The 15,804-nt window shown below is 69.7% G+C and carries 13 protein-coding genes; 2 read left to right on the top strand and 11 right to left on the bottom strand.

The window, feature by feature from the left end; translation table 11 throughout:
* Positions 1–37: 37 nt before the first annotated feature.
* From HRC28_RS03990 to HRC28_RS03955, 8 genes are all read right to left on the bottom strand, one after another.
* Entirely contained in the window at positions 38–1,594 is a 1,557-nt protein-coding gene (locus HRC28_RS03990; RefSeq protein ID WP_182378895.1) for an alpha/beta hydrolase, read from the bottom strand.
* 25 nt (positions 1,595–1,619) lie between these two features.
* Positions 1,620–2,771 carry a DNA polymerase III subunit delta' gene (locus HRC28_RS03985; RefSeq protein WP_182378894.1) on the bottom strand — a complete coding sequence of 384 codons (1,152 nt, stop codon included), beginning with the start codon at positions 2,769–2,771 and terminating at the stop codon, positions 1,620–1,622.
* Entirely contained in the window at positions 2,768–3,445 is a 678-nt protein-coding gene (tmk, locus tag HRC28_RS03980; protein ID WP_182378893.1) for a dTMP kinase, read from the bottom strand. Before tmk ends, HRC28_RS03985 begins: the two co-directional genes overlap by 4 nt.
* 43 nt (positions 3,446–3,488) lie before the next feature.
* Entirely contained in the window at positions 3,489–6,215 is a 2,727-nt protein-coding gene (topA, locus tag HRC28_RS03975) for a type I DNA topoisomerase (RefSeq protein ID WP_237111688.1), read from the bottom strand.
* Positions 6,216–6,359: 144 nt separating this feature from the next.
* Entirely contained in the window at positions 6,360–7,457 is a 1,098-nt protein-coding gene (locus HRC28_RS03970; RefSeq protein WP_182378891.1) for a DUF2510 domain-containing protein, read from the bottom strand.
* A gap of 32 nt (positions 7,458–7,489) precedes the next feature.
* A complete protein-coding gene (locus HRC28_RS03965) occupies positions 7,490–8,995 on the bottom strand; it encodes a class I SAM-dependent methyltransferase (protein ID WP_182378890.1) in 1,506 nt (501 codons plus the stop codon).
* 51 nt (positions 8,996–9,046) lie between these two features.
* Positions 9,047–11,401, bottom strand: a complete 2,355-nt coding sequence (locus HRC28_RS03960; protein WP_182378889.1) for a sodium-translocating pyrophosphatase — start codon at positions 11,399–11,401, stop codon at positions 9,047–9,049.
* Positions 11,402–11,544: 143 nt separating this feature from the next.
* Positions 11,545–11,877 (bottom strand): STAS domain-containing protein, encoded by a 333-nt coding sequence (locus HRC28_RS03955; protein ID WP_056715253.1) that lies wholly within the window; start codon positions 11,875–11,877, stop codon positions 11,545–11,547.
* Between the two features lie 136 nt (positions 11,878–12,013).
* On the opposite strand from HRC28_RS03955, the gene HRC28_RS03950 reads away from it, so the two are divergent.
* Positions 12,014–14,386 (top strand): DEAD/DEAH box helicase, encoded by a 2,373-nt coding sequence (locus HRC28_RS03950; RefSeq protein ID WP_182378888.1) that lies wholly within the window; start codon positions 12,014–12,016, stop codon positions 14,384–14,386.
* A gap of 9 nt (positions 14,387–14,395) precedes the next feature.
* On the top strand, positions 14,396–14,725 hold the full coding sequence (locus tag HRC28_RS03945; protein ID WP_182378887.1) for a hypothetical protein: 330 nt from the start codon (positions 14,396–14,398) through the stop codon (positions 14,723–14,725).
* Positions 14,726–14,735: 10 nt separating this feature from the next.
* Here the strand turns inward: HRC28_RS03945 and HRC28_RS03940 are convergent, their stop codons facing one another.
* Genes HRC28_RS03940 through HRC28_RS03930 form a run of 3 tightly spaced genes read right to left on the bottom strand, consistent with a single transcriptional unit; the run spans position 14,736 to position 15,645 of the window.
* Positions 14,736–15,101, bottom strand: a complete 366-nt coding sequence (locus HRC28_RS03940; protein ID WP_182378886.1) for an Rv3654c family TadE-like protein — start codon at positions 15,099–15,101, stop codon at positions 14,736–14,738.
* On the bottom strand, positions 15,098–15,442 hold the full coding sequence (locus tag HRC28_RS03935; RefSeq protein WP_237111687.1) for a TadE family type IV pilus minor pilin: 345 nt from the start codon (positions 15,440–15,442) through the stop codon (positions 15,098–15,100). The genes HRC28_RS03940 and HRC28_RS03935 overlap by 4 nt, the downstream gene beginning before the upstream one ends.
* Before the next feature lie 32 nt (positions 15,443–15,474).
* The gene (locus HRC28_RS03930) at positions 15,475–15,645 is read right to left on the bottom strand and encodes a DUF4244 domain-containing protein (protein ID WP_182378884.1); all 171 of its coding nucleotides are present in this window, start codon (positions 15,643–15,645) and stop codon (positions 15,475–15,477) included.
* Positions 15,646–15,804 lie beyond the last annotated feature (159 nt).

The following is a 15,804-nucleotide window of genomic DNA, read 5'->3' as shown; positions in this document are numbered from 1 at the left end:
GCTCGTTCCTCGCGGCTACTCGACGACCTTGCGCGGCTCAGCACTTCAGGCCGTCGGCCGGCACCTTGCCCTCAATCAGGTAGGCATGCACGGCGTCGTCGATGCACTTGTTCTGCTTGTTGTACGCCGTGTGGCCGTCGCCGTCGCGGCTGACCAGCACACCGGTCTCCAACTGCTCGGCCATCGCGACCGCTTCCTCGTACGGCGTCGCGGGGTCGCGCGTCGTACCGAGGACCACGATCGGGGCGGCTCCCGAGCCATCGATCTTCAGGTCGGGCTCGTCGGTGGCGGTGAACGGGATGCCGTTGCAGGCCGTGAGGCCCCACGCGAACACCTTGCCGAACGTCGGCGAGGCCTTCTCGAAGTCCGCGAACTGGGCCGGGACCTCGTCGGGGGTGATGGAGTACGGGTCGTCGAGGCAGTTGATCACCGAGATCGCCTCGAGGCTGTTGTCGGTGTAGTTGCCGCCCTCGCGCGAGCCGTAGAAGTCGGCGAGCAGGAGCAGCGTGGAGCCGTCGCCCTTGAGGGCCTTCTGCAGGCCGTCGTCGAGGTAGGTCCAGTTGTCCTGGCTGTAGAGCGGCGTGATCAGGCCGTAGAACGCGAGTCCGACGGTCAGCTCGCGACCCTCGGCGTCGCCGGCGTCGAGCGGCTCCTTGTCGATCTTGTCGAGCAGGTCCTTGATGGTCTTGAGTCCGGCGTCGACCGAGGAGCCGAGGAAGCAGTTCCCGCCGTCCACGCAGTCCTGGATGTAGGACCGCAGCGCGGTCTCGAAGCCCTTCGCCTGGCTCAGCGAGCCGTCGCGCGAGGAGATGGACGGGTCGATCGCGCCGTCGAGGACCAGGCGGCCGGTCTTCTCGGGGTAGAGCTCGGCGTACGTCGCCCCGAGGCGGGTGCCGTAGGAGAAGCCGAGGTAGTCGAGCTTGTCCTCGCCGAGCGCCTGGCGCAGCACGTCCATGTCACGAGCCGCCTCGACCGTGCTGACGTGGGCCGCAACCGCGCCCGACTTGGCCTTGCAGCCGGCCCAGAACTCTTCCGACTTCTCGATGCCGTCCTCGACCTCCTCGGGGGTGTCGGGGTCGGGGTCGCCGGCGATCTGGGCGTCGAGCTCGTCGTCGGTGATGCAGTCGACCGGCTCGGACTCGCCGGTGCCGCGGGGGTCGAAGCCGACAATGTCGTAGGCCGCCAGGAGCGGCGCCGCGAAGTAGAGGTTCGCGTCCTCGACCGTCGAGGTCCCGGGGGCGCCGGGGCCGCCGGGGTTGACCACGAGGGACCCGATCCGGTCGCCGGAGGCGGGCGCCTTCTCCAGCGCGAGCAAGATCGAGCCGTCCTCGGGCGACTGGTAGTTGATGGGGACCTCGAGGGTGCCGCACTCGTTGGAGCCGCAGGACTTCCAGCTGATCTTCTGGCTGTAGAAGTCCTCGATCGACTTGCCACCAACGGGCTGCTCGCTGACCGGGTCGTCGGACTTGTCCGCCTTGTCGTCACCGTCCCCGTCGTCGCCGGTGAGCAGCACGACGCCGACCCCGACCGCAGCGGCGAGCACCAGTGCCCAGATCGCAATCACTGCGATGACCAGGTTCTTCTTCACAGCCATGTCCACTCCCTCGTCATGGTGCTCTTCATCGTTGCGGCGTCTTCAACGCCACCATCATTGACTCCAGTGCCAAGGCAACCGGGACGTTGAACTCCAGCATCTGTTCCCGCGCGGCGAAGATCCACCCGATCCGCCTCAGGTTGAGCTCCGGCGACGCCGTCGCCACGATCTGTTCGACCTGGTCGCGGATGTCCTCGTTGACCAGTCCGCCGGGTGCGCCGGTGGCCAGCGCGATCGCATCGCGGTAGACCGACACGAGGTCGGTCAGGCCGCGGTCGACCATGTCGAGGTGGCGCCGCTTCGCGCGCGTCTTCTGCGCCTTGTCGAGCGCCGTCAGGGCCGGGCCGTACTCCCGCGGCCGGCGGCCGCGCTCGACCACGCCGTACGCCGCGTCGAGGTCGGTCTTCTCGCGGGCGTCGAGGTCGGCGGTGATCGCGTCCGCCTCCTCCTTGGCCGTCGTCGCGAGCCGGGCGGCCGCATCCATGCAGCGGCCGAGGTTCGAGAGTCGCGCCGGGATCGACACGACTTCCTGGCGCCGTGTCCGGACCGCCTCGTCGAAGGCCAGCGCCTTCGCCCGGCCGATGTGACCCTGGCTCGCGCGGGCGGCGTACGACGCCAGCGGCTCCGCGACGCCCTTGGTGACCAGGAACCCGGCGACCTCGGCGACCCTGGGCGTGGAGAGCGTGACCAGCCGACAGCGCGAACGGATGGTCGGCAGGACGTCCTCGACCGTCGGAGCGCAGAGCATCCACAGGGTCCGACCGTTCGGCTCCTCGATCGCCTTGAGCAGCGCATTGCAGGCCTGGTCGGTGAGCCGGTCGGCGTCCTCGACGATCAGGATCTGCCAGCGGTCGCCCATCGGGCTCAGCGCCGCGCGGCGCACGAGGTCGCGGACCTCGTCGACACCGATGGAGAGCTTCTGGGTGCGGATAACCGACACGTCGGCGTGCGACCCGTGCAACACGGTGTGGCAGGCGTGGCAGGTGTCGGGACACCCCGGACCGGCCCCGCGATCGGGGCACTGGAGGGCTGCAGCGAAGGCAATCGCGGCATTGGAGCGCCCCGAACCGGGCGGGCCGGTGAACAGCCACGCGTGCGTCATCCCCTGCCCGGCGGCCGCCTGCTGCAGTGCGGTGATCGTCGGCCCCTGGCCCACCAGGGTGTCCCAGACGGTCATGGGGCTTCCCGACGCGCCTGCGCCAGCAGCGGCTCCACACGCTCGGCGATGGTCGCTGCGATCTCCTCGATCGGCGAGCGCGCATCGAGCACCTCGTAGTGCTCCGGGTCGCGGTCCGCGAGATCGAGGAAGGACTGGCGCACACGCTGGTGGAACTCCAGCGACTCACCCTCGATCCGGTCACGACCCTCGAAGCGCCCGAGCCCGGTCTCCGGCTCGACATCGAGCACGACCGTCAGGTGCGGGCGCAGGTCGCCGGTCGCCCAGCGCGCGACCTCCTCGACACCGAGAGCTTCCCGTTGGTCGAGCCTGTCGAGACCCCGGCCGGCGCCCTGGTAGGCCAGGGTCGAGTCGACGTACCGATCGGTGATCACGACCTCGCCCCGGTCGAGCGCAGGCTGCACGAGTGTCTCGATGTGCTCGGCCTTGTCGGCGGCGTACAGGAGGACCTCGGTCTTGTGGGCGAGCACGCCGGTCTCCGGGCTCAGCACGATCCGCCGCATCTCCTTGCCGACGGGGGTGTCGCCGGGCTCGAAGGTGAGGCGCACGCGGTAGCCGGCCGCCTCCAGGCGGTCGCGGAGCAGCCGTGACTGGGTCGACTTGCCGCCACCCTCGCCGCCCTCGAAGCAGACGAAGACACCCGTCGGGGCGTAGCGGCCGGGGTACGAGGTCACGAGGCGAACCTACGAGACGGCACCGACGTTTGTCGCAGGCGGGTCAGGACTTCTTCGCCGCAGCCTTCTTGGCCGGAGTCTTCTTCGCGGCCGTCTTCTTGGCAGCAGTCTTCTTCGCAGCCGCCTTCTTGGCCGGGGCCTTCTTGGCGGTCTTCTTGGCCGCCTTCTTGGCCGGGCCCTTCTCGCGACGCTCCGCCAGCAACTCCGCCGCCCGCTCGAGGGTGATCGCCTCGACCGAATCGTCCTTGCGCAGGGTGGCGTTGTACTCACCGTCGGTGACGTACTCGCCGAAGCGGCCGGCCTTCACCACGATCGGCTGACCCGAGACCGGGTCGTTGCCGAGTTCCTTGAGGGGCGGGGCCGCGGCGGCGCGACCGCGCTGCTTGGGCTGGGCGTAGATCTTGAGCGCCTCGTCGAGCTGGATGCCGAAGATCTGGTCCTCGCTGGTGAGCGAGCGGGAGTCGGTGCCCTTCTTCAGGTACGGGCCGTAGCGGCCGTTCTGGGCGGTGATCTCTTCGCCGTCCTCGCCGGAACCGACGACGCGGGGCAGCGCGAGCAGCTTGATGGCGTCGTCGAGGGTGACGGTGTCGAGCGACATCGACTTGAAGAGCGAGCCGGTGCGCGGCTTCTCCTTGGACTTCTTCGCGCCCTCGGCGGGCTCGGGGATCAGCTCGGTGACGTAGGGGCCGTAGCGACCGTTCTTCGCGACCACCTGCAGACCGGTCTCCGGGTGGACCCCGAGCTCGATCTCCTCGCCGGCCGGGTTGGCCAGCAGCTCGATCGCCTTCGCGACGGTGAGCTCGTCGGGCGGCAGGTCGTCCGGGACGTTCGCCCGGCGGGCCAGCGGAGCACCGTCGTCGTCGGGGCCCTCGAGGTACGGGCCGTACTTGCCGACGCGCAGGTTGATGCCGTCCTCGGCCGTGCCGACCGGGAAGGTCGCCAGTTCCTTGGCGTCGATGTCGCCCAGGCCCTGCACGAGGGGCAGCAGGCCGGCCAGCGTGGCGGAGCCGTAGTAGAACTCCGTCAGCTCGGTCGTCCGGTCCTTCTCGCCGCGGGCGATCTGGTCGAGGACTTCTTCCATGCCGGCGGTGAATTCGTAGTCGATCAGCCGGGAGAAGTGCTCGGTCAGCAGTCGGACCACGGAGAACGCGATCCAGGCCGGCACGAGGGCCGTGCCCTTCTTGTAGACGTACCCGCGGTTCAGGATCGTCCCGATGATCGAGGCGTACGTCGACGGGCGGCCGATCTCGCGCTCTTCGAGCTCCTTGATCAGCGTGGCCTCGGTGAAGCGCGAGGGCGGCTTGGTCTCGTGGCCGTTGGCGGAGATCGACGCGGCGGAGACGCTGTCGCCCTGCTGCAGGTTCGGCAGCCGGGTCTCCTGGTCGTCCTTCGCCGCGGCAGTGTCGTCGGTGCCCTCGACGTAGGCCTTGAGGAACCCGTGGAAGGTGATGACGCGACCGGTCGCGGAGAACACGACGTCCTCGCCGCTGGCGGCCGCGCCGCCGAGGCGGATGCTGACCGACTGGCCGACGGCGTCCTTCATCTGCGAGGCGACGGTGCGCATCCAGATCAGCTCGTAGAGCCGGAACTGGTCGCCGGTCAGGCCGGTCTCGCCGGGGCGCTTGAACGAGTCGCCCGCCGGACGGATCGCCTCGTGCGCCTCCTGGGCGTTCTTGACCTTGCTCGTGTAGGTCCGCGGCTCGTCCGGGACGTACTCGCTGCCGTAGAGCTCGGCGACCTGGCTGCGGGCCGCGGAGATCGCGGTGCCCGACAGGGTCGTCGAGTCGGTACGCATGTAGGTGATGTGGCCGTTCTCGTACAGGCGCTGGGCGACGCTCATCGTCACCGAGGCGCTCATGCCGAGCTTGCGGCTGGCTTCCTGCTGCAACGTGGTGGTGCGGAAGGGCGCGTACGGCGAACGGCGGTACGGCTTCGCCTCGACCGTGCGGACGTCGTACGCGGTGTCAGCGAGGGCCGCGACCAGGGCCTCGGCGCGCGGGCGGTCGAGGTGCACGACCTCGGACTTGCCCTTCAGCAGGCCGTCCTGGCCGAAGTTGCTGCCGCTCGCGACGCGGGTGCCGTCAATCGTGTGCAGCTTGGCCGGGAACATCCGCTGGTCATGCTGGGAGCCGGCGTCGAAGGTGCCCTCGAGGTCCCAGTAGGAGGCCATCTTGAAGGCCATCCGCTCCTTCTCGCGGTCGACCACGAGGCGGGTGGCCACGGACTGCACGCGACCGGCGGACAGCCCGGACATGATCTTGCGCCACAGGACCGGCGAGACCTCATAGCCGTAGAGACGGTCCAGGAGGCGACGGGTCTCCTGCGCCTCGACCAGGTCCATGTCGAGCTCGCGCGGGTTGGCGGCGGCTTCCTGGATCGCGGCCTTGGTGATCTCGTGGAAGACCATCCGGCGAACGGGGATGTTCTTGGGCTTCAGCTCGTCGAGGAGGTGCCAGGCGATGGCCTCTCCCTCGCGGTCCTCATCGGTGGCGAGGTAGAGCTCGTCGGCGTCCTTCAGCAGCGCCTTCAGCTTCGAGATGTGGCTCTTCTTGTCCCGGGGGACGACGTAATAGGGAACGAAGCCGTTCTCCACGTCGATCGCCAGCCGGCCCCAGGGCTTGTCCTTGATCTTGGCCGGGGTGTCCGCGGCGTTGTTCGGAAGGTCGCGGATGTGGCCGATGGAGGACTCGACGACATAGCCGTCGCCGAGGTACCCGCCGATGGTGCGGGCCTTGGCCGGCGACTCGACGATCACCAACTTGTGTGCCACTGCTGAAACCTTCTCTGCTGCATTGGTTGCCACTGGAGGGGCGAACTCGTCACCCATGATGGGCTCTACGGCCGATCACGGTAGCGGGTCGTGTCCAGTCCGTCTGCGTTCGGCATCCAACCTGGGCAGCAGAACAGGTCCCGTTCAGCCGACCTTGATGGCCTTGATCTGGCTCTCGACCAGAGCGATGCTGGTCGGCTCACCGATGGTGGCCACGCCGAGGAACAGGCCGTACGAGGTGCCGCCGGTGTCCACGACGATCACCGAGGTGACGTCGCCCTCCGCCACGACCTCCGGGTTGTCCACCCTGATCTCCGAAGTGATCCGGTACGCCGGCTTGCCGCCGACCGTGATCGCCTCGCTCGTGAGGTCCTTACGCTCGCTGAATCCCTCGTAGATGGAGTCGTTGGCCGTGAGGCACTTCATGATGATCTCGGCCGCATCGGCGACATCAGTGAAGCCGTTGGCGCGCGGAAGGCCTCCCACGGCGAACTCGGTGATCCAGTTCTCCTCGACGGACTTGTAGGCGACCAGCACCCCGTCCGCGAAGCTGTGCGGCGGCGAGAGCCGGACGTCGACGGTGTAGCCGGTGGGCACCGGAATCGTCAGCCCGCCGCCGGTGATCGTCGCGGGCGTCGCACCCGGATCCGCCGCCGGTTCGGGGGCTCCGCCCGTGCATTGGATCCCCGTCGGGGCAACGCTGTTCGTGGGAAGTTCGGTCGGATCCCCCGACTCCGTGGGGTCGCTCCCCTCGGTCGAATCGGTCTCGTCGGAGGAGGACTCGCTGGTCGGGTCGGCGGCGGACTTGTCGCCGTCGTCGTCACCGGTGAGAGCGCGGACGCCGAAGAAGCCGCCCACGCCGAGAAGGACGAGGGTGAGGACCGCGGCGATCACGATGCCGATGGTCTTGCCGCTGCCACCGCCGCTGCTGCCGCCGGTGGGCATGGGGCTCCACTGCTGCTGGCCGTAGCCGTACCCGGGGGCCGGCGTCGGCGGCTGGGGTACGGCGCCGTACCCGCCCTGGTTCGGTTGCTGCGGCTGGTGCGGCTGCTGCGGCGGGAACTGCGTGGCCGCCGCTGCCGGCGGCGTGGGCCGCTGCGGTTGCTGAGGAACCTGCGGCGGCGCCTGCTGCTCAGCAGCCGGCGGGTGGCTCGTGGTCATCTGGCTCCACGACTGACCATCCCAGTAGCGGTAGGTGTCGGGCGCGCCTGCGGGGTCGGGGTACCAGCCTGCGTTCGTCACGGGGTCAAGTGTGCATCACGGGCGGGACAGGTCTAGTCCGCGGCAGCACCAGTCGGCGTGAGGAAGCCCTCAGCGACCAGTTCGGCGAGCTCGGGGAGGTAGACCTCCTGCAGGCTGGCCGCATCACGCTCCAGCAACTGGCCGACGGCGTCGACGAGCGGCCCCACGGCCAGGTCGCCGTCACAGGCACCCGCGACCGCTGCGACCACGGTGTCGACCTGCCGGGCGCGACGGAAGCCGCGCTGCTGGCGCAGCACGATCGTCGCCGGATCCTCGACACCGACCGGGCCACTCGTCTCCTGGAGGACGTCCTCGCGCAGCACGAGGTGCGTGTCGGGCCCGATCAACTGGGCGGCCAGGGCCGAGCCCGCCCAGTCGGCGATCGCCGGGGCGATGGGCTGCTCGACGTCGTACGGCCACTCGAGGAGGTCACGCACGAGAGCACCCGGGACGACGTCGGCGCGGCGGCGCAGGTTGATCCAGCCGAAGCCGATGCCGCCGACACCCTGCTGCTCCAGCCACGAGAGCCAGGTGTCGTAGCGCTCGGCGTACTGCGCCGGGTCGCCACCGGTGGAGGGGTGGTGGCCGGCGTCCTTGAGCCACAGTTCGACGTACGACGCCGGGTCGAGCACCTCGCGCTGGACGACCAGCGCGTCGCACTCCTCGGGCAGCCAGGTGCCGAGGCGCTCGTCCCACGGGCGGCCGGTCTCGATGACCCAGTTCGCAAGGATCTGGCACCAACCGCCGTCGTTGAGGTGGTCGGGCGCGCGGCGGACGATGTGCTCGACGACCTGGTCGCCGGGGAGGCCGGAGTCGCGGTAGACGAGGCGTTCACCGCTGGCGGGCGAGATCACGAACGGCGGGTTGGTGGCGATCAGGTCGAACCGCTCACCGGCGACCGGCGCGAAGAAGGAGCCGTCGCGCACCTCGACGATGTCGTCGACGTCGTTGAGCGCCGCGTTGAAGCGGGCGATCGCGAGCGCGCGCTGGTTGACGTCGGTGGCGACCACACGGTCGCTGTGCGTGGCGAGGTGGAGCGCCTGCACGCCACATCCGGTGCCGAGGTCCAGTGAGGTGCCGACGTCGTGCCGGACGGTCAACTGGGCCAGGCTGGACGAGGCAGGGCTGATGCCGAGCACGTAGTCACCGGTGACCGACGTCGCGATGCCGTTCAGGCCGGGCGTCAGGTCGCTCACAACCCACAGGTCGCCCTGCTCGGAGCCGTAGGGCCGGACGTCGAGCCGGGCCGCGACCTCGCCGACGCTCTGGGCCAGGAAACCTGCGTTGACCAGCCGGTCCACCAACCCGGGCAGCGCACGCTCGGCAGCGGAGGTCGGGACCACGGCCTGGAGCAGGAACAGCCGGATCAGCGTCGCGAGCGGGTCGTCGTTCGTCGTACGACGAAGGCCGGGTGTCGTCTCGTTGCGGGACAACGCCTGGTGGGCCTCCGCCCCGAGCAGTTCGCTGATGGCGTCGTAGGTGAAGTCGGCAGCGAGCAGGGCTTCACGGAGCGGGGCGGCGAGGGCGACGGGGAGCACGGGGACCACGCTAGTGGCCCCGCGCTCCCCGTCGCCGGTGAGCCTTTCGGTTCAGACGGACTCGACCGCGGCCGGTGCTTCCTCACCGATCGTCGAGACCCGCTGCTTCGAGATGTAGACGGCGGCGAAGATGCCCGTCGCCGCCGCTGCGGCGATGAGGATCCGGACGACGTCGTTCTCGCTCTCGCCGTACGACAGGCTGATGATCGCGCCGACGATGAGCAGCGACACGAGGTTCATCACCTTGAGCAGCGGGTTGATCGAGGGGCCGGCGGTGTCCTTGAACGGGTCACCGACGGTGTCACCGATGATCGTGGCCTCGTGGGCCGGCGATCCCTTGCCACCGTGGTTGCCGTCCTCGACCAGCTTCTTCGCGTTGTCCCACGCGCCACCCGCGTTGGCGAGGAAGACCGCCATCAGCGTGCCGGTCGCGATCGCGCCGACCAGGAAGCCCGCCAGCGGACCCACGCCGAGGCCGAAGCCGACGGCGACCGGAGCCAGGATCGCGAGGATGCCCGGCGTGGCCAGCTCGCGCAGCGAGTCGCGGGTCACGATGTCGACGACCTTGCCGTACTCCGGACGGGCCGTGCCCTCCATGATTCCGGGGATGTCGCGGAACTGGCGTCGTACCTCCATGACCACGGCGCCGGCAGCACGGCCGACGGCGTTGATCGCAAGGCCCGAGAAGAGGAACACCACGCTGGCGCCGAGCAGGGTGCCGACGATCAGCTTCGCGTCGAGGACCAGGAAGCTGGCGAGTACGTCGCCCGCGGCATCGGTGTCGACGCCCTGGGCCTCGAGCAGCGAGTCGAACGCCGACTGCGCGTACGACGCGAACAGCGCGCTCGCGGCGAGTACGGCCGTGGCGATGGCGATGCCCTTGGTGATGGCCTTGGTCGTGTTGCCGACGGCGTCGAGCTCGGTGAGGATCTTGGCGCCCTCTTCGCTGACGTCGCCCGACATCTCGGCGATGCCCTGCGCGTTGTCCGAGACCGGACCGAAGGTGTCCATCGCGACGATGACGCCGACCGTGGTGAGCAGGCCGCAACCGGCCAGGGCGACGGCGAACAGCGCGAGGGTGGTCGAGCCACCCGCCAACAGGGCGGCACCGAAGACGGCGGACCCGATGACGATCGCGGTGTAGACCGCCGACTCGAAGCCGACCGAGAGACCCGAGAGGATCACGGTCGCCGCACCGGTGAGCGAGGTCTTGCCGACGTCCTTGACCGGACGGAACTCGGTGCCGGTGAAGTAGCCCGTGAGCGCGAGGATCGCGGCCGCGAGCACGATGCCGATCGTGACGGCACCGGCGGCGAACACGGCCGGGCTGATGCCGGGGACATCGCTGCCGAGGAGTTCGTCGAGCACCGAACCGCCACCGTTGAGCTCGCTCCACTTGCTCGGGAGGTAGACGAACGCGGCGATCGCACTGCCGACGGCACCGACGGCCGCGGAGACGTAGAAGGCCCGGTTGATCGTCTTCAGGCCGCTCTCACCAGCGCGCGGCTTGGTGAGGTAGACGCCGACGATCGCGGAGAGCGCACCGATGGCGGGAACGATCAGCGGGAACACGAGGCCCTTATCGCCGAACGCCTGCGAGCCGAGGATCAGCGCGGCGACCAGGGTGACGGCGTACGACTCGAAGAGGTCGGCAGCCATGCCGGCACAGTCGCCGACGTTGTCGCCCACGTTGTCCGCGATCGTCGCGGCGTTGCGGGGGTCGTCCTCGGGGATGTTCTGCTCGACCTTGCCGACCAGGTCGGCGCCGACGTCAGCGGCCTTGGTGAAGATGCCGCCACCGACACGCATGAACATGGCGAGCAGCGCGGCACCGAAGCCGAAGCCCTCGAGCACGTTGGGTGCCGTCGACTGGAAGACGATCACCACGACGCTCGCGCCCAGGAGCCCCAGACCGACGGTGAGCATGCCGACGAAGGCGCCCGTCCGGAAGCCGATGTTCATCGCCACGTCGCGGCCCTGGTCGTTGGCGGCCGCAGCCACGCGCAGGTTCGCGCGAACGGCGAGGCCCATGCCCAGGTAGCCGACCGCACCGGAGAACCCGGCGCCGACGAGGAAGAAGACCGAGCGGAAGATCCGCACCGCCCACTCCGACTGCAACCCCGACCCGTCATCGGCGGTGTGCGCCGGCAGCGCCAGCAGCACGAAGAACGCAATCGCCGCAAAGACGGCGAGCGTGCGGAACTGCCGGGTCAGGTAGGCGTTCGCGCCCTCCTGCACGGCTTGGGCGATCCGCTGCATGTTCGGGGTGCCCTCACCCGCCCGGAGCACTTCGGATCTGAACAGGACCGCCATGGCCAGACAGCCAAGGGAGATGACGGCGACGACGGAGACCAGGGCGAGATCGCCGCCGGTGACTTCGACATCCACAACGAACGGACGGGGCATGCGACTGCCTCCTGGTGAAGTTCAGGTACGGGCCATGTGACCCAGGTCATAGAACGTGCCGGAGTCTACGCAGAGTCGCAGGGGGAAAAGGGGAGGGGTGTGACCCGTGTCACAAAGGTTTCGCCAAAACGGCGAACCCGGCCTCAGGCCAGCGCGGCGTCGGCGGAGCTGTGGATGACGAAGACCTTCGCCAGTCCGGTGATCTTGAAGATCTTGAGGAGACGGTCTGCGTTGCAGACGAGCTCGAGTGAGCCGTCGTGTGCACGCACCTTCTTCAACCCGCCGACGAGGACCCCGAGACCGGTGGAGTCGAGGAACTCGACCGCCTCCATGTCGACGACCAGGTGGTAGGTACCCCCGGCCACGAGCTCTGTGATCGTGTCCCTGAGCTTGGGCGCGGTGTAGACGTCGATCTCGCCACCCACGGCAATGACGGTGCGCGCACCGACCTCGCGCGTCGACAGTGTCAGATTCACGACCCTCACCCCGGGATATTCCTACGTTTGGCAGTTGCGCCCAATCAAACCATGCCTGCCATGACCGCGCACGAAGTCCACCGAACCTCCGGCCCGCGGGGGCGACGATGTCGGGCCCGCTTGCGACACTGGTCAGATGACCGCGCAGCCCGACACCCCGATCCGTTCCGGGTCGGCGCGACGCGATCCCGCCGCCCTGATGGCCAGCCTCACCGCAGGCCCCGGGCGGGCCGACCGGCTGACACATCTCGAACAGATCCCGGCCCGCCCGGCCATCAGCGGCGACTGGCCAGCCTGGGCGGACGCAACCGTCGTGGCGTCGTACACAGCGAGGGGGGTAGCGCGGCCCTGGGCGCACCAGGTGGCGGTCGCCGAAGCGGCGCACCGCGGCGAGCACGTCGTGGTGGCGACGGGTACGGCGTCCGGGAAGTCACTCGCGTACCTGCTTCCTGCGCTCTCCGCTGTCCGCGCGGCCCGTGGCTCGCGGGGCCAGCGCGGCGCATCGGTCCTCTACCTCGCGCCGACCAAGGCGCTGGCCCATGACCAGTGGGCGGCGATCCGCGACCTGGGTCTCGACGTCCGCGTGGCGACGCACGACGGCGACAGCACCGCCGAGGAACGTGAGTGGACGCGCGAGCACGCCGAATACGTCCTGACCAACCCCGACATGTTGCACCGGTCGCTCCTGCCCGGACATGCGCGGTGGGCGCCCTTCTTCCGGTCGCTTCAGTACGTCGTCATCGACGAGTGCCATCACTACCGCGGCGTGTTCGGGGCACACGTCGCGCAGATCGTGCGACGTCTGCGGCGGATCTGTGCGTCGTACGGCGCCTCGCCGGTCTTCATCCTCGCGTCCGCCACGGTCGCCGACCCGGAGATCACGGCGCGCCGGATGCTCGGGCTCGACGTCACGGCGGTGACCGCAGACGGGTCGCCGCGGGGCGAGCTGGCCGTGGGGCTCTGGGAGCCGCCCCTGACGTCGTACACAGGAGAACACGGGGCGCCGGTGAGGCGGCCGGCCACCGCAGAGACGGCCGACCTGCTGGCGGACCTGGTGGTGCAGGACGTGCGGACCCTCGCCTTCGTGCGATCCCGCCGCGGCGTCGAAACCGTGGCCCGACGGGCTGGCGAACTGGTGGCCGAGGTCGATCCGTCCCTCGTCGGACGCATCGACTCCTACCGCGGTGGCTACCTCCCGGAGGAGCGCCGTGCCCTCGAGGAGGCGCTGCGCAGCGGACGACTGCTCGGCATGGCCGCGACCAACGCGCTCGAGCTCGGCATCGACGTCAGCGGGCTGGACGCCGTCCTCATCACGGGCTACCCCGGGACGCGGGCCGCCTTCTGGCAACAGGTCGGCCGGGCCGGGCGCGACGGCGGCGGCGCCCTCGGGATGCTGATCGCGCGCGACGACCCGCTGGACACCTACCTCGTCCACCACCCGGAAGCACTGCTGGGACGACCCGTCGAGGGCACGGTGTTCGACACCGACAACCCGTACGTCCTGGGTCCGCACCTGTGCGCCGCGGCGCAGGAGTTGCCGGTGACCATGGACGACTTCGAGATGTTCGGGCCGCGGACGCGGGAAGTGCTGGGGTCGCTCGTCGCCCAGGGATTGTTACGGCGCCGCGCCCCGGGCTGGTTCTGGACCGACGGATCACGCGCTGCCGATCTCGCCGACATCCGCTCCACCGGCGGACAGCAGGTGCAACTGATGGAGGCCGGGACCGGCCGCGTGGTCGGCACCGTCGACGGCGGCCGGGCCCACGGCACCGCCCACACCGGTGCGATCTACCTGCACCGCGGCGAGACCTGGCTGGTCGAGGAGCTCGACCTCGAGGACCACGTCGCCACGATGCGGCGGGTCGAGGTCGACCACACCACATCGGCGCGGGACATCACCGACATCACGATCGCTGCCGAGCACGAGCACACCGACTGGGGTCCGTGCCGGCTGTCGCTCGGCACCGTCGAAGTGACCAACCAGGTGACGTCGTACCTCCGGCGACGGGCGCGTACCGGCGAGGTCATCGACGAGACCCTGCTGGACCTGCCGGCCCGGACACTTTCGACCACGGCGGTCTGGTGGACGGTGCCGGACGCAGTGTTGACCGAGATGGCGGCGGCGACCGGGGTGGATGCGGCGGACCTGCCGGGCGCCGCGCACGCGGCCGAGCACTGCTCGATCGGACTGCTCCCGCTGTTCGCGACCTGCGACCGCTGGGACATCGGTGGCGTGTCCACCGCACGCCACCCGGACACCGGTGTGCTGACGGTGTTCGTCCACGACGGACACCCCGGCGGTGCGGGCTTCGCGGAGCGGGGATACCGCACGGCGCCTGCCTGGTTGCGGGCGACGCGGGCCACCATCGCCGCGTGCGAATGTGTGTCCGGGTGCCCCTCGTGCGTGCAGTCACCGAAGTGCGGCAACGGCAACGACCCGCTCGACAAGGCCGGCGCCGTCGCGTTGCTGGACGCGTTGCTCCGCCACGCACCAGCGTCGCCGGAGTAGCGTGCCGCCATGGTGATCTTCGGTCTGCTCCTGCTCCTGCTCGGTGTGGCGGTGGTGCTCTCTGGGCTTTTCGGCATCGGCTACGACCGGGACGAGAAGAACCCTGCCCGCGACACGACCGAGATCCTCGGCATCAACGTGCAGCCCGAGGTGATCTTCTTCATCGGTCTCGTCGCCGGGCTGCTGATCATCGGCGGGCTGTGGTTCATGAAGACCGGCGCCAAGCAGGGGTGGAAGCGCCGCAAGGAACAGAAGAAGCTCTCCAAGCTGTCCTCCCAACTGGACGAGGCCGAGCTCGAGCGGCGCAAGGACGACCTGTCCGGCCGCGAGGAGAAGTAGCCCCTCTCCGCTACGGAGAAGTGGGTCCGGCGCGGGCGGTGCCGACGAGGTCGCGGTCCTGACCCAGCCAGTACGGGCCGGTGACGGTCACCTCGACGAGGACCTCCTGCCCGTCGGCAACGCAGGACCGCACCGTTGCATCATTGGCGGCCGCGACCTCTCCTGCTGCGTCGCACGGATCGCGGGCGCTCGCTGGCTCGGCGAGGGCGGTTGCTCCGGCTAGCGCCGCCAGGTCGGCCGCTGACTGCGCCTTCCGGTGGGCCACCACGATCGCGGCGACCACTCCGGCCGCTGCTCCGACCAGGAGCAGAACACCTGCCATCGCGACCACCAGGACCGTGGCGGCGCCACGCTCGTCTGCTGTCGTCGACTTCATCGGGTTGCTTCCCCCGATTCCTCGGCGACGGCGACGGCTTCGGCGTCCAGCACCGCGCCGGGCAGCGCCCGGAACAGTCCGCCGGGACCCTTGACCCGTCCCCGCGCCCGTACGACGACACGGTCGCCCTCCCGCGCCACCGAGATCTGGACGCCGTCCGGTGCGATCCGCTCCCCCAACGCTCGGGCCTCGCCGGGGTCGTCGCCACGAGCCAGCGCACGGGCGGTCTCGCGCGCGGCATCGACCGTGCGGACCTGACCGATACCGACCGCCAGCAACCAGACCAGACCGGCCGTGATGGCCAGCAACAACGGCAGTCCGACCGCGAGTTCGGCGGTCACCGCACCCCGCTGATCGCGGCGGGATCGTCCGGTCACCGCAGGCCGAGCAGGCCGAGGACGTGGTCGAAGAGCTTCGTGATCAACTGGTTCCCGAAGCCACCGCTGAGCATCTTGTAGAGCAAGCCCGCGAAACCCGCACCGGCCGCGGTGGCCACGGCGTACTCCGCTGTCGTCACACCACGCTCGTCGTGGATCTGTGTCATCTCGTCTCCCCTCGTCATGGCCGCCGGATGCGGCCGTTGTCAGGAGAATGCGGGAGACCGACGATCTCGCAGCGATGCGGGAACTCGCCTGTGGACAGGGATTCGTCGTCCACAGGTGCGTTGGGTCGCAACGGCCTCCGCTGGGACCGATGGGGCTGG

This window comes from Nocardioides sp. WS12, assembly GCF_014108865.1.
Taxonomy (GTDB): domain Bacteria; phylum Actinomycetota; class Actinomycetes; order Propionibacteriales; family Nocardioidaceae; genus Nocardioides.
This window is presented reverse-complemented; position numbering and strand designations above follow the sequence as displayed.

Excerpts from the sequence above, each read along its gene's own strand:
- HRC28_RS03990 (WP_182378895.1), bottom strand. The coding sequence starts at position 1,594 with ATGGCTGTGAAGAAGAACCTGGTCATCGCAGTGATTGCGATCTGGGCA.
- HRC28_RS03930 (WP_182378884.1), bottom strand. The coding sequence starts at position 15,645 with ATGACACAGATCCACGACGAGCGTGGTGTGACGACAGCGGAGTACGCC.
- HRC28_RS03945 (WP_182378887.1), top strand. The coding sequence starts at position 14,396 with ATGGTGATCTTCGGTCTGCTCCTGCTCCTGCTCGGTGTGGCGGTGGTG.
- HRC28_RS03960 (WP_182378889.1), bottom strand. The coding sequence starts at position 11,401 with ATGCCCCGTCCGTTCGTTGTGGATGTCGAAGTCACCGGCGGCGATCTC.
- HRC28_RS03950 (WP_182378888.1), top strand. The coding sequence starts at position 12,014 with ATGACCGCGCAGCCCGACACCCCGATCCGTTCCGGGTCGGCGCGACGC.
- HRC28_RS03985 (WP_182378894.1), bottom strand. The coding sequence starts at position 2,771 with ATGACCGTCTGGGACACCCTGGTGGGCCAGGGGCCGACGATCACCGCA.
- HRC28_RS03940 (WP_182378886.1), bottom strand. The coding sequence starts at position 15,101 with ATGAAGTCGACGACAGCAGACGAGCGTGGCGCCGCCACGGTCCTGGTG.